This window comes from Streptomyces morookaense (assembly GCF_013030945.1).
Lineage (GTDB): Bacteria > Actinomycetota > Actinomycetes > Streptomycetales > Streptomycetaceae > Streptomyces > Streptomyces morookaensis.
This window is the reverse complement of the sequence record NZ_JABBXF010000067.1, coordinates 46237-67016: the sequence shown is the minus strand read 5'-3', so window position 1 is coordinate 67016 and position 20780 is coordinate 46237. Positions and strand designations below refer to the sequence as shown.

Sequence of the window (20780 nt, the reverse complement as noted above, 5' to 3'; positions counted from 1 at the left end):
CGGCCAGCGCCGGCCAGGTCGTCGTCGGACTCCCCGCCGTGGTGCCCTGGCTGATCGAACTGCCGTGGTGCAGCCACACCCGGCGGCCGCGGTCCGGCACCGCCTCGACCGGGGCATCGGTGCGCAGCGCGATCAGCTCGACCGCCTCCGTCGGCGGCAGCCAGATCGCGATGTCCTTCTCCTCCGGCGCCAGCCCGGCGAAGCGGACGGTGACGGGCGGGCCGGGGTGGAGGTGCTCGGACTGCGTGACCAGGTCGACGGTGAGGACGTTGCCGCCGGACACACTGGTCGCGCCCGCCGGACGGCCGTCGACGCACAGGTCGTACAGGCCTTCCGGAGAGGGCGGCACGCCCTTGAACACCGTCTTCGTGGGCAGCACGTCCAGATCGACTGCCGTGGCCCGGGTGCGGAAGACCAGCCGTACGCCGGACGCCTGGGCCTCCGCCCTGCACAAGTACGGGTCCGGGAACTGCTTCCGGACCCAGGCGGGCAGCCGGTGCGGCACGATGCCGTGCGCGGTCCGCTCCACGTCCAGGGCACCGCGCAGGAGTCGGGGGTCGACGGGGACGGTGATCCAGTCGGGCACGTCGGCGTCCTTGATGGGGTGGGGTCATCGTGCGGGGGACAACGGGCACCGCCACCCTATCCGCGGGAGCGCTCAGGCTCCTTTCGCAGCTCGCCACTCCGGGGCGAGCACCGACCAGATCTCCAGGTCGTGCCGCTTGCCCCGGTAGAGGAAGTTCTCCCGCAGCACGCCGTCCCTCGTCATGCCGAGCCGCCGGGCCACGGCGATGCTGGCCGCGTTCTCCGAGGCGGCCCACCACTCCACGCGGTGGATGCCCCGCTCCTCGACGGCCCAGTCGATGATCACCCGCGCGGCCCGGGTCACCAGCCCCCTGCCCGCTGCCGACGGCTCCAGCCAGCAGCCCGCCTCGGCGACGCCCTGCACGGTGTCGAACCTCCGGAAGAGGACCGCACCGACCAGCTTGCCGTCCGTCCGGATGCCGTACAGGCGCCCGGCGTCGGCCGCGGTCCTGTCCGCGTACTTCCGGAGGTACGCCCGGCTCGACTCCATGTCCGTGACGAGATCGGGCAGTTCGACGAACTGCCCGATGAACTCCCGTCCCCGGTCGATGTGATCCAGGAACTCCGCGGCCTGCCACGGCTCCAGCGGGCCCAGCTCCGCGCCGTCGTCACCCAGGGATATCGTGTACATGCTCACCTTTCCACTGCCGGACCGAACCGCCGTACACAGTACGGAGGGACCTAGTATCGCCTCATATAGCCTGAGCCGAGGAACGCCGCGGTCCGGTACGCGGCCATGGAGCAGGGGGATGCCGGCATGGCCGGGGGGATCGAGCAATTCGCCGAGCAGCTGCGCGCGCTGAAGGACCGTTCGGGGCTCAGCTACGGGGCCCTGGCGAAACGCCTGCACATGAGCACGTCGACCGTTCACCGCTACTGCAACGGCGGTGCCGTGCCCGCCGAGTACGCTCCCGTCGAGCGCTTCGCCCGGCTCTGCCGGGCCACCCCGCAGGAGCTGGTGGAGCTGCACCGCCGCTGGATCCTGGCGGACGACGCGCGGCGCTCGAAGGGGCAGGGCGAAGCGGGGGCGAAGACGCCGGAGCCGGCGGTGGCAGAGCCGGTGGAGCCGATGGCGGAGCCGATGCCGGTTTCGGCCGGGACGGAGCCGGCGGCCGAGTCGGCGCCCGAGCCGCAGCCCCGGTCCGAGCCGCAGCCCCGGTCCGAGCCGCAGCCCCGGTCCGAGCCGGAGTCCGGGTCCGAGCCGGAGTCCGGGGCCGCGCCCCGGCCCCTGCCCCGGCCCTTGTCCGGCGAACCGGCCCCCGCGGCCGCCGGCCGCCGTTCGCGCCGCGTGCGCCTGGGTGTCGTCGTCGCAGCAGCAGCCGTCGGCATAGCCGTGCCCACGGCGCTCGTGGCCTGGGCGGCCACCGCGCCGACGAGCACGTACCACGACGACACGCACGCGCACCGCGCCCGGTCGAATGTCTCCGGCGCACCCCTCGCATCGTCCGGAGCCCCGGGCAGCACCGGGCCGGACCGGGGTGACGCCACACCACCGGACGGCCTCCCACCGGCCGGAGGGACCGGCAAGGCGGAGGGCGGCGGGAAGAAGACCGACGGCAACAGCGATACGCCAGAGCAGGGCATCTCCGGCGACAAGGACCAGAGCGGCGGGAGCGGGAGCGACACCGGTGAGCCGCTGACCGCGGACGTCCAGCCCTACGCCCTCGCCGACCGCTGCGACACCATGTACGTCTCCGGACGGACGCCCGCCGAGGTGCCCGAACCGCCGTACGACGGGGATGCGCGTGCCTGGGTCACCGGGCTGCGGGCCGTGACCGGCGGACGCATGCACATCACCGTCGACGTGCAGGGCAGGAACGGCCAGGCCGTCGTGCTGCGGGCCCTGCACGTACGCGTCGTCAAGAGCACGGCGCCGCTGGCCTGGTCGGGGTATTCGATGGGCGACGGCTGCGGCGGCGGTCTCACCCCGGCCTTCTTCGACATCGACCTCGACCGCGACCGGCCCGCCCCCCGCGCCACGGCGGGGCTACAGGGCGACATCAAGATCCCCGCCACCGACTTCCCGTACAAGGTCTCCTCGACGGACCCCCAGCCACTGGACATCGTCGCCCGCACGACCGGCCACGATGTGACCTGGTACCTGGAGCTGGAGTGGAGCAGCGGCGGCCGGTCCGGAACCCTGAAGATCGACGACCACGGGCAGCCGTTCCGCACGACGGCCGTCAAGGACCGGCCGCAGTACACCTGGAGGGCCGACCAGAAGAAGTGGGAGCCGCTGTCGGACTACGCGCGCAGATAGAGGCGGTCTATCCCTTGGGCACCGGCCGGTAGACGCAGACCTGCGCGCCCGTACCGGCGGTGACCGAGGAGACCAGCTCCAGGGTGCGCAGCACACCGTCGTCGGCGAAGATCCGCTTCCCGCCGCCGAGGAGCACCGGCGTGATGATGAGCCGCAGTTCGTCGACCAGGCCCTCGCCCAGGAGGGTGCGGACAAGCGTGGGGCTGCCCATGACCTGCAGGTCGCCGCCGTCGGCGGCGCGCAGCTCGCGGATGCGGGCGAGGGCCTGGCCGCCGGGGATGCGCGTGGTGTTGTTCCACGTCAGCTCCTCGTCGCCCAGGGTGCCGGTCACCACGTACTTCGGGATCTCGTTCATCCGGTCGGCGAAGGGGTCGCCGGCCCGCTCCGGCCACGCCGCGGCCATCGTCTGCCACGTGCGGCGCCCGAACAGCAGCGCCTCGGTCCTGGCCATGGCGTCGTCGATGGCGCCACCCATCACCTCCGGGTCGAAGAACGGGTGCGACCAGCCACCGTGGGCGAAGCCGCCGTCGGTGTCCTCCTCCGCTCCGCCGGGTGCCTGTACGACGCCGTCCAGGCTCACGAACTCACTGACCACGATGCGCACGGGACTTCACTCCTCGTATCCGGGGGTCCGGGGCCGGGCGGCACGTGTTCGCGCCGCCGGGACGATCGTCGCACCGACCACTGACAAAGCCGGGAAACCGTGCCCCACTGTTCAAGAACCGGATCTCCGCTCTAGGCTGGCGCGTGCAGCTGGTTCGCCCTGCTCGCCAGGCAGGCGCGTCGCAAGAGGGAACCCGGTGGGAATCCGGGACTGCCCCGCAGCGGTGAGCGGGAACGACCGCCGTCATACGCACTGGGCCCTACAACGGCCTGGGAAGCGACGGCCATTAGGTGTCTGCCCCCGGCAGACGTGCCCGCGAGTCCGAAGACCTGCCCGTTGCCCGCGCGCGACCGTTCGCGCGCGGAGATCCCGGTGACCTCGAGGGCGGGTCGGCGAACATATCGGACGGGCACCCCACTGTCGTGGTGCGGCCCGTCCGTCCCCCTTCGCGTTCTCGCCGTGTAACGGGATCCAGGAAGACGCTCGCGAAGGAGAGTTCCGTGACCAGCAAGTCCGCAGCCGCGGCAGCACGGGCCACCGTGTACGGCTACCCCCGCCAAGGCCGCAACCGCGCACTGAAGAAGGCGATCGAGGGCTACTGGCAGGGCCTTGTCACCGCCGACGCCCTCCGGGAGACCACTGCCGGGCTGCGCCGCACCACCTGGCAGCAGCTCGCCGAGGCCGGCCTGCACGAGGTGCCGACCGGCGACTTCTCGTACTACGACCACGTCCTGGACACCAGCGTCATGGTCGGTGCGATCCCCGCCCGGCACCGTGCGGCCGTCGAAGCCGACGCCCTGGACGGCTACTTCGCCATGGCCCGCGGCACCCAGGACGTGGCGCCGCTGGAGATGACCAAGTGGTTCGACACCAACTACCACTATCTCGTCCCGGAATTGGGACCCGGCACCGTCTTCGCCGCCGACTCCGCCAAGCAGGTCGCCGAGTTGAAGGAAGCCCTCGCCCTCGGACTGGACGCGCGCCCCGTCCTGGTCGGCCCCGTCACCTACCTGCTGCTGGCCAAGCCCGCGCCCGGCGTCGCGCCGGGTTTCGAACCGCTCACGCTCCTCGACCGGCTGCTGCCCGTCTACGCCGAAGTGCTGGCGGACCTCAGGGCCGCCGGCGCCACGTGGGTGCAGCTCGACGAGCCCGCCCTGGTCCAGGACCGCACCCCGGCCGAGCTGAACGCCGCCGCCCGCGCCTACCGCGAACTGGGCGTCCTGGCCGACCGGCCGAAGCTGCTGGTCGCCTCCTACTTCGACCGTCTCGGCGAGGCCCTGCCGGTCCTGGCCAAGGCCCCGGTCGAAGGCCTCGCCCTCGACTTCACCCGGTCCGCCGCCGCCAACCTCGACGACCTCGCCGCCGTCGGCGGCCTGCCCGGCAAGCGCCTGGTCGCCGGCGTGGTCGACGGCCGCAACGTGTGGATCGACGACCTGGAGAAGTCGCTGGCCACCCTCGGCACCCTCCTCGGCCTCGCCGACCGCGTCGACGTCGCGGCCTCCTGCTCCCTGCTGCATGTCCCGCTCGACGTCACGGCCGAGCGGGACATCGACCCGCAGATCGTCCGCTGGCTCGCCTTCGCCCGCCAGAAGACGGGCGAGATCGTCACGCTGGCCCGCGCGCTGGAGCGCGGCACCGACGCCGTCGCCGCCGAACTCGCCGCCAACCGCGCCGACCTGGCCTCCCGGGCGGCCTCCGCCATCACCCGCGACCCGGCGGTCCGCGCCCGCAGCGCCGCCGTCACCGAGGCCGACACGCACCGCTCACAGCCCTACGAGCTGCGCGCCGCGGCCCAACGCGACCGGCTCCGGCTGCCGTTGCTGCCGACCACCACCATCGGCTCCTTCCCGCAGACCGCCGAGCTGCGCACCGCCCGCTCCGGCCTGCGCGCCGGACGCCTCGGCACGGCGGCCTACGAGGAGCGCATCGAGGCCGAGATCCGCGAGGTCGTCGCCTTCCAGGAGAAGGCCGGCATCGACGTGCTCGTCCACGGCGAGCCCGAACGCAACGACATGGTCCAGTACTTCGCCGAACAGCTCACCGGCTATCTGGCCACCCGGCACGGCTGGGTCCAGTCCTACGGCACCCGCTACGTCCGCCCGCCGATCCTCGCCGGCGACATCTCCCGCCCCGAGCCGATGACCGTCCGGTGGACCCGCTACGCCCAGTCCCTCACCGACCGGCCGGTCAAGGGCATGCTCACCGGGCCCGTCACCATGCTCGCCTGGTCCTTCGTCCGCGACGACCAGCCGCTCGCCGAGACCGCCCGGCAGGTCGCCCTCGCCCTGCGCGACGAGGTCAACGACCTGGAAACGGCGGGCACTTCGGTGATCCAGGTCGACGAGCCGGCCCTGCGCGAGACGCTCCCGCTGCGCGCCGCCGACCGCGCGGCGTACCTGGACTGGGCCACCGAGGCCTTCCGCCTCGCCACCAGCGGTACCCGGCCGGACACCCAGATCCACACCCACATGTGCTACGCCGAGTTCGGCGACATCCTCACGGCCATCGACGACCTCGACGCCGACGTCATCAGTCTGGAGGCCGCCCGCTCCCACATGCAGGTCGCCGGCGAGCTGGCCGCGGCCGGGTACCCGCGCGAAGTCGGCCCGGGCGTCTACGACATCCACTCGCCCCGCGTCCCCGGCACCGCCGAGGCGGCGGACCTGCTGCGTAAGGGACTGGCCGCGATCCCTGGCGAGCGCCTGTGGGTCAACCCCGACTGCGGCCTGAAGACCCGTGACTGGAGCGAGGTGCGCGCCTCTCTGGAGAGTCTGGTGGCGGCGGCACATGAGGTACGGAAGGAGCTGGACGGCACGGCCTCCTGAGCCGGCAGGGCCCGGGCCTGCACTGCGGTGCCGACCCGGGCCGACGGCCGAACCGGTGCCTACCGGATCCCGTGCACGGCCTGGGGGTCGGTGGGCGCGAGAGCGGCACCGGCCTTCAGCGAAGCGGGAGTCGGGGACACGTAGACCGGCGCGGGGTCGGGCTCGGGGGCGCAGGTCTTGGCGACGAAGCCCTTGCCTGCGGGAAGGCTGCCGTCCCGCAGGTAGGCGGTGAAGGTGTCGTCGAGGCAGGCGTTGCCGTGGAAGAGGATCTCGTGGAAGCTGCCGCCGTTCTGGACGACGAGCTTGGATCCGGGCAGTGCCTTGTGCATGGCGACGGCGCCCGGGTAGGGGGTGGCGGCGTCCTCGGTGGCCTGGAAGAGCAGGACGGGCGGCAGGCCCTTGCCGGTGATCTTCAGCCGGCCGGCCCGGTCGCCCTGGTAGGGCCAGAACATGCAGGCGGCGTTGTACCACATGTTGTTGTACGTGTAGAAGGGGGCGACGGCGTCGACGTTCGCCTGGTCCTTCTTCCAGAACTCCCAGTCCCGGGGCCAGTTGTTCTCGGTGCACTGGACCGCGTTGTACGCGGGGAACGTTCCGTCGTCGGCGCCGGGGGCCGCGTAGCTGTTGTAGGCGATCGTCAGCGGGCGGGTGTCGTGCCGGGTGAGGTAGGCCGACAGCACGGTCGCCATCCGGGGCCAGCGCAGGAAGTTGTAGCCGCCGCCGTAGAAGGTGTCCTCGAACTCCGCGGGCCCGATGCGGCCGGGGGCCGGGGCGGCGTCCGCCGGGGCGGTGCGCAGGGCGTCCTCGACCTGGTCGTACTTCCGCTTCACCGTGGCGGCGTCGGTGCCCAGGTGGTAGACGGAGTCGGCCCTGGCGGTCCACGCCGCGAAGGCGTCGAACCGGCGCTGGTGCTCCTTGTCCTGCAGGATGTTGTGGTCGTACCAGCTGATGGTGGGGCCGACGATGCTGTCCAGCACCATGCGGCGCACGTGCGAGGGGAAGAGCTGTCCGTACGTCGAGCCGAGCGAGGTCCCCCACGAGCCGCCATAAAAGTTGATCTTCCGGGCGCCGAGGGCCCGCCGGATGCTGTCCATGTCGCGGGCGTTGTCGACGGTGGTCATGTGCGGAAGGAACCAGCTCCACTTCGCGGCGCAGTCGGCGGCGTACTTGGCCGACTTCTCCAGCCACGCCTGTGAAGTGCCCTTGTCCACCCGGTAGTCGGGCCGCTCGGCGTCGAAGTAGTGGGCGTCACAGGTGACGTGCGGTTCGCTGGCGTTGGTGCCGCGGGGGTCGAAGCCGATCCAGTCGTAGGCCGAGGCGACGTCCTGGGGGAGCTTGCCGGAGATGTAGGCGGGCATCCACAGGCCGGAGTCGCCGGGGCCGCCGGGGTTGAGCAGGATCGGCCCCTGCTGTCTGCTCCTGGGGGCGGTGGCGGGGAGCCGGTTCACCTTGATCTTGATGGTGGTGCCGTCCGGATGCGCGTAGTCCAGGGGCACGTCGAGCAGGGCGCACTGCAGCGCGGGAGTGGTGGCGTCGTGGCAGGAGCTCCATGTGAGCTTTCCCTGGCCGGTGTTCCCGGGCGTGGGCAGCGAGGCGGCGGCGGGCGTGACGCCCGCGAGGACTCCGCCGAGTGCGGCGGCGGACGCTATCAGGGCTCTCAGTGTTCTCACGGAGAGAAGGATGTGACATGTGCAATGTCACACACCTCTCTGCGGAGGAGGGTTTTACTCAAATGTGACCAGGGTCGCGGGAGTTGAACGGACGGGGCCGGTTCCCGGGAATCGGCCCCGCGCCGCCTTGCCGCATCAGGCCTCGGCCGCGCCCGTCATCGAGGCGAGTACCGAGCGCAGATCCTCGCCCGGCCGCGGGCGCAGTGCATCCGCCAGCCGGTCGGCGCGGTAGCGCCAGTGGTGGTCGAGGTCCGGGTGCACCTCTTCCCCGAACAGGACGCGGCTGTTGCTGCCGAGCAGCTCCACCAGTTGAGCCGCCAGCTCCGGCCAGGCGACATGCCCGCTCACGGCGTTGGCCACGCCGTGCACCGGATCGTCGAGGCAGGCGGTCACGGCCCGCGCCAGTGCGGCGGCGTGCACCCAGGGCGCGCCGTACCAGTCGTGGCCGTGCGTGCCGGGCCCCGGCAGGACGATCGGCCGGCCGTTCGCGGCGGCCTGGTACAGGATTCCCGTCGCCCCCCAGCGCAGCTGGTCGCGCAGCCGGGCGTGCGGACCCCAGACGAGGGGCGACCGCACGGCGCTCGCACCGCCCCGGCCGTCGCTTCCGGCTGCCCCCAACAGGAGCCGCTCGCAGTCGAGTTTGGCCCGGCCGTACGGGCTCAGCGGCTCCCCGGACGCCGCCCCCTCGGCCACCTGCGCCTCCGCGGGATGCCCGTACGCGTCCACGCTGCTGACGAAGACGAACGGCCCGCGGCACCACGCCCCGGTCATGGCCTCCATCGCCGCCACGTCCACCTCCGGACGCGTGAAGGTGCAGGCCGCGTGGATCACCGCGTCCGCACTCGCCACGGCGGCGCGCAGACCGGCCAGATCGCTCAGGTCGCCCTCGACGACGTCCACGCCGTCACCGGCCACCAGGTGTGCCGACTCCGGTCGGGCGAGCGCCAGGACCGGCCGCCCCCGGGCGGCCAGTTCGCGCAGGACGAAGGACCCGACACCGCCCGTGCCGCCGGTCACCAGGACGGTACCGGCGGCGCGGGTGCGGCGCGGGCGCACCGACGACCGGGCCGCCGCCTGCTCCGTCGCGCGGGTCTCCAGCAGGGCCGCGACGGCGCGCGGGGTGCGGGCCTGCAAGATGTCCAGGCCGTTGAGCGGCAGCCCGAGGGCGGCACGCAGCTGCTCCGCCAGCTGCACGGCGGTCAGCGACTGGCCGCCCAGGGCGAAGAAGTCGTCGTCCGGGCCCGGTGCGTGACCCAGGACGGCGGTGAAGGCTTCCGTCACCGCGGCGGCGCGGGGCCCGTTCGGGGGCGGTGCCGCCGCGGTTCCCGGCAGTGGGGCGGCGTCGGCGGTGCCCTGGGGCGTGAAGGCGTCGGCGTCCGGGCCCGGGACGGCGGCGAACGGTTCCGTCACCGCGGCCGCCGGTGCTCCCGGCAGTCGGGCCGCGTCCACGGTGCCCCGGGGTGTGCGGGGCATCGCGTCCAGCAGGACGACGGCCGCGGGGACCGACTCCGGCGCCAGCCTCGCCCGCAGGCCGGCACGCAGCCGGGCGGGCGACGGGCCGTCGGTCCGCCGCAGCACGGCGTAGGCCAGCAGCGGCTGCACGGCGGGATACGGCACAACGGCCTCGGCCACCTCGGGATGGGCGCGCAGCAGGGCCTCGGCCGGGTGGACGTCGCCGTCCTGCTGTGCGAGCCGGCCGGGCAGCCGGGACAGCCGGATTCCGGGGTCGGCCGCGACGGCATCCAGCAACGCGGCGAAGGACCGGCCCAGCTCCTGACCGGCCGTCCCGCCCAGCACGGACCGGCGATGGCGGACGAGCGCCTCCGGACGGCCGGTGTCCACCACCCCGAAGGACAGGTCGAACTTGGCATCCGCCAGGCCGACTTCGACGGCCTCGGCCCGGAGGCCCGGCAGCCGCAGGGCGGTCGGCTCGCGCAGCACGTCCGACGTCACCCGCACCAGCGCCGTGCCGTCGGTGTCCCGGGCCCCGGCGCCGAGCCGCTCCAGGATCAGGTCGAACGGGACGTCGCGATGCCGCTGGGCGTCGAGCAGCGCCTCCCGCACCCGTTCGACCAGCACCGCGAACGCGGGGTCGCCGGACAGGTCCACCCGCACCGGCAGGGTGTTGACGCACAGGCCCACCAGGCCGCGCATGGCCCGGCCTTCGCGGTGCGTGCCGGCGCAGCCGATCACCAGATCCGTCTCGCCGGTCAGCCGGTGCAGGGCGGCGAACGCGGCGGCGAGCGTCACGGTGAACAGCGTGGCGCGGTGCTGTGTGCCGAGGGCGCGCAGGGCGGGCAGCACATGGTCGTCCAGGGGCGTGGTGTGCGTGGCGGCGCGCCGGGAGTCCGCGTCGGCGGACCGGGGCAGCCGGAGCGGCGCGGCCCCGGACAGTCGGCGGGCCCGGTGGTCGAGGCCCTCGGCGAGACCGTCGGTCTGCGCGCACTCCCTGCGGGCGAAGTCCGCGTACTGCGGTGGTTGCGGCTCCCGGTACGGGATGCCGTCCCTGGCGGCGGAGTAGAGACCGGCCAGTTCCTCCGCGACGGTGTCCAAGGAGGGCCCGTCGACGGAGATGTGATGGAACGTCAGCAGGACGGTGTGGTCCTGCGGACCGTGCCGCAGCACCAGGGCGCGCGGGACGGTGCCCGCAGCGAGGTCGAACGGGCGCCCGGCCTCCGCGTCCAGCAGCTCGCGGCCGTCGCCGTCCGCGTCGACCAGCCGGACCGCGACCGGGGCCGGTGCGGGAAGCGGCTCCTGGTACGGCTCGCCGTCGCGCCGGTCGTAGCGGGTGCGCAGAATTTCGTGGCGGCGCACCAGGTCGGTCAGCGCCGTGCCCAGGGCGTCCATGTCGAGCGGCCCGCGCAGCCGGGTGGCGAACGGCACGTTGTACTGCGCGCCGCCTCCCGGCCCGAGCTGTTCGGTCAGCCACAGTCGGCGCTGGGCCCGGGACAGCGGGGCGGGGCCGTCGGCACAAGGCCCCGAAGTTGTTGGGCTGTTGGGCGTGCGGGCGGCGGCGCGGGCGCGGCGCAGCAGTTCCTCCTGCAGGGCTGCCGTGGTGTCAGTGTGCATCGGTGTCCTCCGGCGCAGGGCCCAGGTCGCTGTGGGCGGCCAGCAGCGCGCGTTCGACCAGCGCGGCGTGTGCGGCCACCGTGGGGGCGGTGAAGAACTCGGCGAGGGACAGCTCGACGCCGAGGTCCTCGCGCAGGTCGTCCGTGACGGCGAGCGCGAGGAGGGAGTGGCCGCCGAGGGCCAGGAAATCGGCGTCGGGCCCCGGGACCTCGCAGCCCAGGGAACGGCTCCAGATGTCGGCCACCGCCTGCTGGAGCGGGGTCATCACTACCGGTGCGGCAGGGGTGCCGGCCGTCGTGCGTCCGGCGAGCGCACGACGGTCCACCTTGCCCGAGGTGGTGAGCGGCAGCCGCTCGACGACGGTCAGTTCGTCCGGCACGAGATGTGCGGGCAGCAGCCCGGCGAGCCGCTCGCGCAGGACCCCGGACCGGGGCACGGCGCCGGGCGCGGCGACCACGAAGGCGGCCAGCCGAGCGTCGTCGGGGGACGGGCGGCGCACCGTCACCGCGGCCTCCTCCACCTCCGGCAGGCCGCGCAGCACGTGCTCGACCTCGCCGGGCTCGATCCGGAAACCGCGCACCTTCACCTGGTCGTCCGTGCGCCCGTGGAACTCCAGCACCCCGTCCGGGCGCGCCGACACCACGTCGCCGGTGCGGTAGAGGCGCCCGAGGGAGGGGTGGTCGACGAACCGCTCGGCGGTCAGGGCCGGTTGGCCCGTGTAGCCGACGGCCAGCCGGCTGCCGCCGATCCACAGCTCGCCGCGCTCGCCGTCCGCGACGGTCCGCCCGTCCGCGTCCAGGACGTGGGCCGTCGCGCCGGCCACGGGCCGGCCGATCGGCACCGGACCGTCGCAGTCCGCGTCGGTGACCCGGTGGGCGGTGGCGAAGGTCGTCGCCTCCGTCGGCCCGTAGCCGTTGACCAGCTCCAGCCACGGGAACTCCCGCAGCACTGCCCGGGCATGATGGGATGCCAGCGCCTCACCGCCCACCACCACGGTGCGCAGGAGCGAGAAGACCCGGGAGCGGCGCGCGGCGAGCTGGTGGAAGAGCGCCGTGGTGAAGAAGCCGACGGTGACGCCGTGCTGCTCCACCTGGCGGGCCAGGTCCTCCAGCGAGGGTTGCGCGACGGTGCACACCATCACGGCGGCACCGTTGGCGAGTGCCGCCCACACCTCGAACGTGGAGGCGTCGAACGTGGCGGGGGAGTGCAGCAGCGTCCGGTCGCGCGGCGTGATCGTGACGTAGGCCGGATCGGTGACCAGCTCCGCGACGGCGCCATGCGTGAGGGCCACGCCCTTGGGGTGCCCGGTGGACCCGGAGGTGAACAGGACGAACGCCGTCGCCTCCGGACCCGGGCCGGCGGCGGACGCGCGGGTCACATCGGGCAGCGGCTCGTCGGGCAGCGGCTCCTCGGGCAGGGCCAGACACGGCCCCAGCCCGTCCGCGGCGTCGAGCAGCTTGCCGTCGCCCACGGTCGACACGGCACCCGAGCCCAGCAGTACGGCCTCGGTGCGGGCGCGCGGATGCGCCGGGTCGAGCGGTACGCACGCCGCACCCGCCCGCCACAGCGCGAGCTGCGCGACGACGGTCCGCGCCGAACGCGGCATCAGCAGCGCGACACAATCGCCGGACCGTACACCGCGGCCGGTCAGGTGGGCGGCCAACGCCCGCGCAGCCCGATCGAGTTGAGCGTAGGTGAGCGCCTGGTCGCCGTCGGCCACGGCCAGGGCGTCCGGGGTCCGCGCAGCGTGATACGCCACGAGGGCGGGCAGATCGGTCACAGGGGAGTCCTTGGAAGAATCATCACTGATGAACTGCAATGCGAGAGAGGTCATTTGACGCACCCGCGGCGCTTGTCGAGCACCGCCGCCACCGCCCGCAGGTCGGGCTGGCGCAGCACCTCCGGTGCGCGCAGGCGCACGCCGGTCTCCTGCTCGACGGCGGCCAGCAGCCGGGCCAGGACGAGGGACGTGCCCCCGGCGTCGGTGAGGTTGTCGCCGAGCGTGATGTCGGAACGGCCCAGCAGATCGCGGACCGTGCGCAGGATCAGCCGCTCGTTCCCGGACCCGCCCTCGTCCGCGACCGTCGCGGGCGCTTCGGCGGGGGCCTCTTCCCGCTTGAGCAGCACGGCCCGGTCCACCTTGCCGTTGGCGTCCAGCGGGAAGGCGTCCACGATCCGCACGGCCGAGGGAACCGCCTGCTCGGGCAGCCACGCCCGCACCGCGGCCAGGAGCCGGTCCGCGGCGGGTGCCGCGCCGGCGGCAGGGAGGACGTGGGCCACCAGCCGCGCCCGCCCGTCCGCCGAACGGGGAGCGGTGACGACCGCGCTGCGCACGGCGGGGTCCTGCTCGAACGCGGCCTCCACCTCGGCGGGTTCGATGCGCAGGCCGCTGATCTTCACCTGGTCGTCGAGACGGCCGAGGAACTCCAGTCGGCCGTCGGCGAGCATCCGCACCCGGTCGCCGGTGCGGTAGAGGCGCCCGAGGCCGGGGTGGTCGGTGAACCGCCGAGCGGTCAGCTCCGGGTCCAGGTAGCCGAGGGCCAGTCCCGTGCCGCCGATGTGCAGCTCGCCCTGTTCGCCGCGGGGCAGGACACGGCCGGTCTCGTCGGTGACGACGACGGTGGCCCCCGGCACGGGCCGCCCGATCGGCGGGGCCGCATCGCTGCTCACGTCGTCGTCGGAGGCCCGCATGGCGTGGGCGGTGCTGATGACGGTGGCCTCGGCCGGACCGTAGGCGTTGTGCACGGTCGCGGTGACGTCGGGTCCCGGGCGGCGGCGCATCCGGTCGCCGCCGACGAACATGTGACGCAGCTTCATGTCCGTCGGCCAGGGGCGGTCGAGGAGCGGTTCGACCATCGGTGTGGCCGTGACGGCCACCGTGACACCGGCCTCGCGCCACCAGTCGGTGAGCAGGGCGGGGTCCCAGCGCACGGAGTCCGGCGCGGGCACCAGGGCCGCCCCGGAGGTCAGCCCGGCCCACAGCTCCAGCACGTGCGGGTCGAACGCGACACCGATCAGCAGGGACTGCCGGTCGCCGGGGGCCAGCGCGGTCTCGTGGCGGAACCAGTCCAGCAGCGCCGCCAGTGCGGGCTCCGCGACGGCGACCGCCTTGGGCCTGCCGGTGGATCCCGAAGTCAGTACGGAATACAGCGCGTCGGGCGGTGCGGGACGTGCCCCCGGCGCCGGCGGCGCGAAGGCCGCGACGGCGGTGGCCGGCGCGTTCACGCCCTCGCGCGGGAGCGGCAGGGCGAGCTGCTCGGCCGTGCGATGACGCTCCGGCAGGACGTCCGGGTCGCCGATCAGGCAGCCGACGCCGATGTCCTCGGTCACGGTCCCGAGGCGGCGCTCTCCGGGGCGGGGGCCCAGCGGCAGGTAGACCGCGCCGATCCGGGCGAGGGCGACGGCGGCCACCACCAGTGCGGCCGACCGGTCCAGACACACGCCGACGAGGTCGCCGGGCCGCACGCGCGCGCCCAGCACCCGCGCGGTCTCGTCGGCCGCCTCCGACAGCTGCCGGTAGCTCCAGCAGTGCGGCCCGTCGACGACCGCGGGGGCCTCGGGCGAGCGCCGCACCCACTCCTCGAAGAGGGACAGCACGCCTGACGTGACGGCGGTGCGTGGGAGGGGGGTGCCGTGGGCCACGCTCGGGACGAGGCCCTGCTGATCGGTCGTCAGGTCGGTCATCAGGACTCCTTCGATGCGGTCGTGGCGGCCAGCGCGCGGGCCTGGTCGGCCAGCACGGGATGACGGAAGAGGGTGCGCAGCGGCGGCCGGCCGCCCAGGCGCGGCTCGAGCCAGGCCGCCAGCTGCGCGGCGAGCAGCGAGTGCCCGCCGACGTGGAAGAAGTGCGAGGCCTCGTCGAAGCGGCCGTGTCCGAGCACCTCGCGCCAGCCCTCGGCGAGCAGGGCCACCGCGGGATCGGCGACAGGGGTGCTCTCCGCCGCCGCCGGGGCCGTCCGCTCCAGGCCCGCGGCCATGCGTACCAGCGCCGCCCGGTCGGGCTTGCCGCCGGCCAGGGCGGGCATCTCCGCCAGCTGCACCCAGCGGCCGGGCACCAGGGCGCCGGGCAGCCGGCTGCTCAGCTCGGCGTGCAACGCCTGCTCGTCCCAGGGCCGTCCGCCGTCCGTGCCGCCGTCGACGAAGCCGACCAGCCGGGGACCGCCCGGCGTGTCCTGGTCGAGGACGACGGCGCAGGACCGGCCGCCGAGCACCGCGGACGCCGCGGCCTCCACCTCCTCCAGCTCGATGCGGTGGCCGCGCAGCTTGATCTGGTTGTCGCGGCGGCCCAGGAAGCGCAGCAGCCCGTCCCGGCCGCGGTAGCCCAAGTCGCCGGTGAGATAGACCCGCTCGCCGCCGAGCGCGTCGATGCGGACGAAGCGGGCCGCGGTGGCCTCGGGGTTGCCGGCGTAGCCCTCGGCCAACCCGGCCCCGGCAATGGCCAGTTCGCCGACGGCGCCGTCCGGCAGCGGCCGCAGGTGTGCGTCCAGGACGTGGACGCGCTCGCCGGGCAGCTCGGTGCCGAGCGGGATCTCCGTGCCGTCCGCGAGGGCGTCCCGGGTGATCTCGTGCACCGTGGTGGTGACGGCCGCCTCCGTCACGCCATAGGCGTTGAGCACCGTGGCGTCGATGTCCGCGAGGAAGCCGCGCAAGGCGTCCGCCGGGATGCGTTCGCCGCCGAGCACCAGCAGCCGCGGCGTCCAGGTCCGCTCGCGCAGCGGTGCTTGCAGCTCCTGCCGGGTGGCGAGGAAGTAGCTGGTGGGCAGGTTGGCAACCGAGACCTGCGCGGAGGCCAGCAGCCCGGCCAGTTCGGCGCCGGTGGGCACCTCCCACTCCGGCACGACCAGGCAGGCGCCCGCGTACAGCGACGGCAGCACCTCTTCGAGTGCCACGTCGAAGGACGGCTGGGCGAAGAGCAGCACCCGGTCGTCGGCCGTCAGCCCGAACCGTTCGGCCGTGCCGGTCAGATGGTTCTCCAGGGCCGTCCGGCCGACTGCGACCGGCTTGGGTATGCCGGTCGACCCGGAGGTGTGGACGACGTACGCACCCGGGACCGCGGCGCCCGGCCGGGCCGGTGGCAGCGTGGGGGCGTCGACCGTGGCCGCGGGCAGGTGCGGGGGAACGGACGCGGCCGCTGCCGCGGAGGTGAGCACCAGCGCCGGGTCCAGCCGGTCGAGCAGCAGCTCCAGCCGCGCGGGCGGGTCGGACGGGGACAGCGGGCAGTACACGGCGCCGGTCCGGAGACAGGCCAGCAACGTCACCACCGTGTCCACGCCGCGGGGCAGCACCGCCGCGACCGGCCGGCCCGCCTGCACCCCGGCCGCCAGCATCCGCTCGGCGAGGGAGGAGACCCGTTCGTTCAACGCGCCGTAGCCGATGCGGTGTTCGCCGACGAGCAGCGCGGGCCGGGCCGGGTCGTGGGCGGCGACGGGGTCGAGCGGATCGCGGTCCGCGGCGGCGGACTGCGCGGGTGCGACGGGCAGGGCCGGCGCCGGCGGCGGGGCCAGGTCGGCGAGAGCGGTGGCGGGGGCGTCCAGGTAGGCCCGCAGCAGGTCCAGGAACCGTGCGGCGAGCAGCTCGGCGACGTCCGCCCCGAACAGGTCGGCGTCGTAGTCCCAGACCAGCAGCATGCCCGGGACCCCGTACCGGGGGCCGACCCCGCGGCGGTCGTCCGGGATGAGCACCACGTCGAGGTCGAAGCGGGTGGTGCCGGTGTTGAACCCCTCGAACAGGGAGATGTCCAGGCCCGGCACCTCCATGTCGGGCAGCACGGCGTCGTGTGCGCTGAACATCACGCCGAACAGCGGGTTGTCGGCCCCCGACGTGTGCAGGGCGAGTGCGCGGGTCAGCTCCTGCACCGGTATCTCCTGGTGCGGCAGGGCGCGGATGAGCGTGTCGGTCACCTCGTCCATCGCGTCCTCGGCCGGGGCCCCGGGATCCAGCCGCAGCCGCAGCGGAACGGTGTTGACGAACATGCCGACGGCGTCCTCGAAGCCGCGCGGCCGGTTGCCGACCGCGGTGCCGACCACCAGGTCCGCGCGGCCGCTGTGGCGTCGCAGCAGTTCGGCGAAGAGCCCCAGCAGTGCGGCGAACGGCGTCAGCCCGCGCTCCCGGGCGTGGGCGCGCAGCCGTTCGGCGAGGTCCGCGCCGATGGACTGGCGCAGCTGCGCGCCCCGGTGCCGGCGCTGTGCACCGGGCCGGGTCAGACCGGGCAGCGGCATGTCGTACGAGGCGTCGCGCAGTTCCCCGGTCCAGTACTGCAGGCTCGCCCGCCGCTCGTCGGCCCGCACGCCGTCGGCCTGGGCGCGCACGTGGTCGGCATAGGAGGAGGCGGGTGCGGGGGCGAACGTCTCGCCGCGGACGTGGGCGCGGTAGGCGCCGAAGACGTCGCCCAGCAGGATCGCGAACGAGTGCCCGTCGTGGATCAGATGGTGTTCCACGTGCACGAGCCGGTGCTGCCGCTCGGACAGCCGGACCAGGGTCCAGCGCAGCAGCGGCGCCTGGAAGGTGTCGAGCGGGGCTTCGGCCTCGGCGCGCAGCAGCGTCTCGAACGCGGCCTCCGGGTCCGCTTCCCCGGACAGGTCCACGGTGCGCAGACGGGGCGCGCAGTCGTCGGCGACGCGCTGCGCGGGCAACGCCCCCTCGGCAGGCACGAGTTCGAGCCGCAGGCCGGGGTGGCGGCCGAGCACGGTGCGGAGTCCGTGGCGCAGGGCCTCGGTGTCGAGGGTGCCCCACAGGTCGAGTGCGGCGGTGAAGTTGTAGGCGCGGCTGCCCGGTTGCACTTGTTCGTGCAGCCAGACGATCTCCTGCGAGGAGGAGAGGGGGAGCATGGGCGATCCCTGGGGTTGTCGGGTCGGGGTTCCGGGCGCGGGGTGCGGCACGGTGGCGCACCGCCCGGTGGTGGTGCCGGCGGGGGCAGCGGATCGCGCTGCCGGCCGGCGGAGGTGGCCGGGTCAGGCCGGGACGGGGGAGCTCAGCGCTCCCCGGAAGGCGGCGAACGCCTCCTCGGCGGTGCGGTCGTCGAGAACCGCACGGTCCCACGCCATGCGGAGGCGGAGCTCGGGCCCCTGGGTGACCGAGAACGCGAAAGGGGCCGGTATCCGGCGCCCGTCGACGTGCACCTCGCGCCCCTCCACCCCGCCCAGGCACAGCGGGGGGCGGCGCCGGACGTCGTCCACGGTCAGCATCCCGTCGAGGCGGCCGGACCAGGGCGCCCCGGCCGACCGGGCGGCGTGCACCACTTCGTCGAACGGGGTGTCGGCGCGGTCGAGATCGTCCCACCAGGCCTCGGCCGTCGCGTCGGGCGTCACCTCGGACGTCGCCTCTGGCGGGAACGGGACCGCGCCGGTCGCGGCCGGGAACACCACGGTGTTGAGGAAGCAGCCGAGCACGGGCGGCGCGCCCGCCGGGCGCCCGCCCCACGGGTAGCCGAGGGGGGAGACGGCCCCGGCCCCGAACAGGGCCCCGGCCGCGGCACGGCAGGCGTCGAGGAGCGAGGGGAACGGGGCCCCGCCGTCGGGGCAGGGGAGGAGCGCCTCGGCCGCCCCGGTCGGCAGCGCGCCCGCGGCGACGGCCCCGGGCCGGGGGAGCGGGGCCGATTCGCCCGCGGCGCGCAGGCGTTCACCCCAGTAGGCCAGCGCATCGGGCGCCGCTGCCCGGTGTTCGGCATCGAGCTGGAGCAGCACCGTCTCTCGGTAGGCGGCAAGTTCCGCGGTTGCGGCGGAGGTCGGCACATCCGCGGGGCCGCGGCCGTCGCGGTAGGCGGTGCCCAGCTCCTCGACGATGCGGGCGAGTGACTGGCCGTCACAGACGGCGTGGTCGAGTACCACCGCGAGCACCTCCTCCCCGGCGGCCGGGCCGCCCTGCGCCAAGTAGAGCCGCATGGGCGGGCCTTCGGCCGCCCATGCGGCCAGTGCCCGGCGCAGTACCGTGTGCACGTCTTCGCCGGGGCCGCAGCCGAGGAGCTCCAGCGGCACGTCCGGCGCGGCCGGGCGGAGGACGGGGGTGCCGCGGACGACGCCGGGGCGGGCGCGTAACGCGGGGTGGAGGGCGGCGAGGTGGCATGCGGCCGCACGGAGCCGTGCCGTGTCGACGGTGCCGCGGGGGAAGGCGAAGAACATCGGGACCACGTCCGGACGGCCCGCGGCGTCGAGGGAGCGCGCCAGGACGAAACGGCGCTGGGCACCGGTGAGCGGAAGCAGGTCCGTCGGCTGGTCGCCTGTGCCGAGGCGTCGGTAACGGGCCAGATACTGGCTCGTGATGCTGGGGGACACGGGGTCTTCTCTCGTGATCGTGAAGCGTGATCGTGAAGCACGGGCAAGGCGGCTGTGTCAGCCGGTGGCGACGGTCTCGCCACGGTCCTCGTGCACGGTCGAGGGCAGGTCGCGCATCCGGCGCAGCGGCGACAGCAGCAGGGGCAGGGGCACGAGGAGGAATCCCGCCGCGCACAGCCACAGGGCGGCACGGGCTCCGTACGCCCCTGCGATGGCGCCGCCGGTCAGGGCGCCGAGCGGCAGGGTGCCCCACATCAGGAAGCGCAGCGTGGCGTTCATGCGGCCGAGCAGCCGTGGCGGGCACAGCGCCTGACGGAAGCTCACCTGGGCGACGTTGTAGACGACCGAGCCGAAGAAGACGACGCCCGAGGCGAGCGCGAACAGCGCGGTGGTGCCCTTCCCCGACAGCGGCCACAGCAGTGCGAACGGTCCGGTGACCAGTGCCGACAGCCAGATGAGGCGGGCCTGCCCGAACCGGCCGGCCAGTCTGCCCGCGCACAGCGCACCGGCGAGGCCGCCCACGGCGGAGACCGACAACATCAGCCCGAGCGCGGCCGGTTCGAGACCGGCGACCCGCACCAGGAAGACGGTCTGCGTGGCCATCAGCACCGCGGTGAAGAAGTTGCCCAGGGCGGTCGTGACGGCGATGACCCGCAGCAGCGGCTGGCCGAGCACGAAGCGCAGGCCCTCCGCGATGTCTGCGCGCAGCGACGCACCGGGTGCCGGCTGCGGCGTGCTCTCGGGGCGGCGGATGCCCAGGAGGAACAGCGCGGAGACGGCGTAGCCGAGGGCGTTCGCCGCGATGGCCAGGTGGGCACCGACGAGCTGCACCAGCCCGCCGCCGATCCCGGGCCCGGCCACCTGGGACGTCGAACGCACCGCTTCCAGCGCCCCGTTGCCCGCGACCAGCCGATCCCGGGGCAGCAGCTGCGGCAGGTAGCTCTGGTGGGCCACGTCGAAGAAGACGGTCGCCACGCCGGTGACCAGTGCGACGGCGTACAGCTGGGCCATGGTCAGCACACCGGCGGCACCCGCCAGGGGAACACTGGCCATGGCCAGGGCTCGGACGGTGTCGGCGCGGACGAGCAGCGGCAGTTTGCGCATGCGGTCGATCCACGCCCCCGCCGGCAGCCCGACGAGGAGGAACGCGGCGGTCTCGGCGGCGGTGAGCAGCCCGACCTGGAAGGCGGGCGCGTCGAGTTCGAGGACGGCCACGAGCGGCAGCGCGACCAGGGTGACCTGGGCACCCGCCTGGCCGGCAGCGGCACCCGCGAGCAGGAACCGGAACTCGCGCATGCGGAACAGGCCGCCTGCGGCGACCCGGGGTAAGGGGGACATGGACGAGACCCTGATCGGGGCCCGATCAGGAGTCAAAACACAAAGAACACTTTGAGTCGTTTCTTCCTCTCATTTGCACCTTGAACGCTAAATCTTTCACATGGGGCGGGTTGGGTGCGGATGAACGGAAGATGCTGCGCCACGCCACGGGAAGGCTTC

The 20780-nt window shown here is 74.1% G+C and carries 11 protein-coding genes, 1 pseudogene and 1 riboswitch; of the genes and pseudogenes, 2 read left to right on the top strand and 10 right to left on the bottom strand.

All coding sequences use genetic code 11. The features are described 5' to 3' along the window. Nucleotides 1–586: pseudogene (locus HG542_RS25600) on the bottom strand (lipase); the annotation flags it as partial. A 72-nt stretch (nt 587–658) separates the two neighbouring features. After that, complete coding sequence (locus tag HG542_RS25595; RefSeq protein ID WP_171085374.1) at nt 659–1216, bottom strand: GNAT family N-acetyltransferase; 558 nt, start codon at nt 1214–1216, stop codon at nt 659–661. A 105-nt stretch (nt 1217–1321) separates the two neighbouring features. Between HG542_RS25595 and HG542_RS25590 the strand changes: the two genes are divergently transcribed. Next, nucleotides 1322–2845 (top strand): helix-turn-helix domain-containing protein, encoded by a 1524-nt coding sequence (locus HG542_RS25590; protein ID WP_171085372.1) that lies wholly within the window; start codon nt 1322–1324, stop codon nt 2843–2845. Nucleotides 2846–2852: 7 nt separating this feature from the next. Here HG542_RS25590 and HG542_RS25585 read toward each other — a convergent pair whose 3' ends face one another. Continuing rightward, nucleotides 2853–3449, bottom strand: a complete 597-nt coding sequence (locus tag HG542_RS25585) for a dihydrofolate reductase family protein (protein WP_171085370.1) — start codon at nt 3447–3449, stop codon at nt 2853–2855. 133 nt (nt 3450–3582) lie between these two features. Next, nucleotides 3583–3800, top strand: a riboswitch (cobalamin riboswitch). 149 nt (nt 3801–3949) lie between these two features. Here HG542_RS25585 and metE point away from each other — a divergent pair. Next, nucleotides 3950–6274: a 5-methyltetrahydropteroyltriglutamate--homocysteine S-methyltransferase gene (metE, locus tag HG542_RS25580; RefSeq protein WP_171085367.1), complete on the top strand. Its 2325-nt coding sequence runs from the start codon at nt 3950–3952 to the stop codon at nt 6272–6274. Between the two features lie 59 nt (nt 6275–6333). Here metE and HG542_RS25575 read toward each other — a convergent pair whose 3' ends face one another. The 7 genes from HG542_RS25575 to HG542_RS25545 all read right to left on the bottom strand — a co-directional run bounded on the left by HG542_RS25575 (nt 6334) and on the right by HG542_RS25545 (nt 20621). Then, on the bottom strand, nt 6334–7944 hold the full coding sequence (locus HG542_RS25575; protein ID WP_229922794.1) for an alpha/beta hydrolase: 1611 nt from the start codon (nt 7942–7944) through the stop codon (nt 6334–6336). A 135-nt stretch (nt 7945–8079) separates the two neighbouring features. Further along, nucleotides 8080–11013 carry a condensation domain-containing protein gene (locus tag HG542_RS25570; RefSeq protein WP_171085365.1) on the bottom strand — a complete coding sequence of 978 codons (2934 nt, stop codon included), beginning with the start codon at nt 11011–11013 and terminating at the stop codon, nt 8080–8082. Further along, nucleotides 11003–12793 carry a non-ribosomal peptide synthetase gene (locus tag HG542_RS25565; RefSeq protein ID WP_229922793.1) on the bottom strand — a complete coding sequence of 597 codons (1791 nt, stop codon included), beginning with the start codon at nt 12791–12793 and terminating at the stop codon, nt 11003–11005. The genes HG542_RS25570 and HG542_RS25565 overlap by 11 nt, the downstream gene beginning before the upstream one ends. Before the next feature lie 50 nt (nt 12794–12843). Next, nucleotides 12844–14697 (bottom strand): non-ribosomal peptide synthetase, encoded by a 1854-nt coding sequence (locus tag HG542_RS25560; protein WP_171085361.1) that lies wholly within the window; start codon nt 14695–14697, stop codon nt 12844–12846. Further along, the gene (locus HG542_RS25555) at nt 14697–17840 is read right to left on the bottom strand and encodes a non-ribosomal peptide synthetase (RefSeq protein ID WP_171085359.1); all 3144 of its coding nucleotides are present in this window, start codon (nt 17838–17840) and stop codon (nt 14697–14699) included. The genes HG542_RS25560 and HG542_RS25555 overlap by 1 nt, the downstream gene beginning before the upstream one ends. A gap of 123 nt (nt 17841–17963) precedes the next feature. After that, nucleotides 17964–19283 carry a non-ribosomal peptide synthetase family protein gene (locus tag HG542_RS25550; protein ID WP_171085357.1) on the bottom strand — a complete coding sequence of 440 codons (1320 nt, stop codon included), beginning with the start codon at nt 19281–19283 and terminating at the stop codon, nt 17964–17966. Nucleotides 19284–19340: 57 nt separating this feature from the next. Beyond that, entirely contained in the window at nt 19341–20621 is a 1281-nt protein-coding gene (locus tag HG542_RS25545) for an MFS transporter (RefSeq protein WP_171085355.1), read from the bottom strand. Between the last annotated feature and the right edge of the window lie 159 nt (nt 20622–20780).

What these genes read in the sequence shown, in the direction of transcription:
- HG542_RS25590 (WP_171085372.1), top strand. Translation starts at nt 1,322, where the DNA reads ATGGAGCAGGGGGATGCCGGCATGGCCGGGGGGATCGAGCAATTCGCC.
- HG542_RS25595 (WP_171085374.1), bottom strand. Translation starts at nt 1,216, where the DNA reads ATGTACACGATATCCCTGGGTGACGACGGCGCGGAGCTGGGCCCGCTG.
- HG542_RS25560 (WP_171085361.1), bottom strand. Translation starts at nt 14,697, where the DNA reads ATGACCGACCTGACGACCGATCAGCAGGGCCTCGTCCCGAGCGTGGCC.
- HG542_RS25545 (WP_171085355.1), bottom strand. Translation starts at nt 20,621, where the DNA reads ATGTCCCCCTTACCCCGGGTCGCCGCAGGCGGCCTGTTCCGCATGCGC.
- HG542_RS25570 (WP_171085365.1), bottom strand. Translation starts at nt 11,013, where the DNA reads ATGCACACTGACACCACGGCAGCCCTGCAGGAGGAACTGCTGCGCCGC.
- HG542_RS25555 (WP_171085359.1), bottom strand. Translation starts at nt 17,840, where the DNA reads ATGCTCCCCCTCTCCTCCTCGCAGGAGATCGTCTGGCTGCACGAACAA.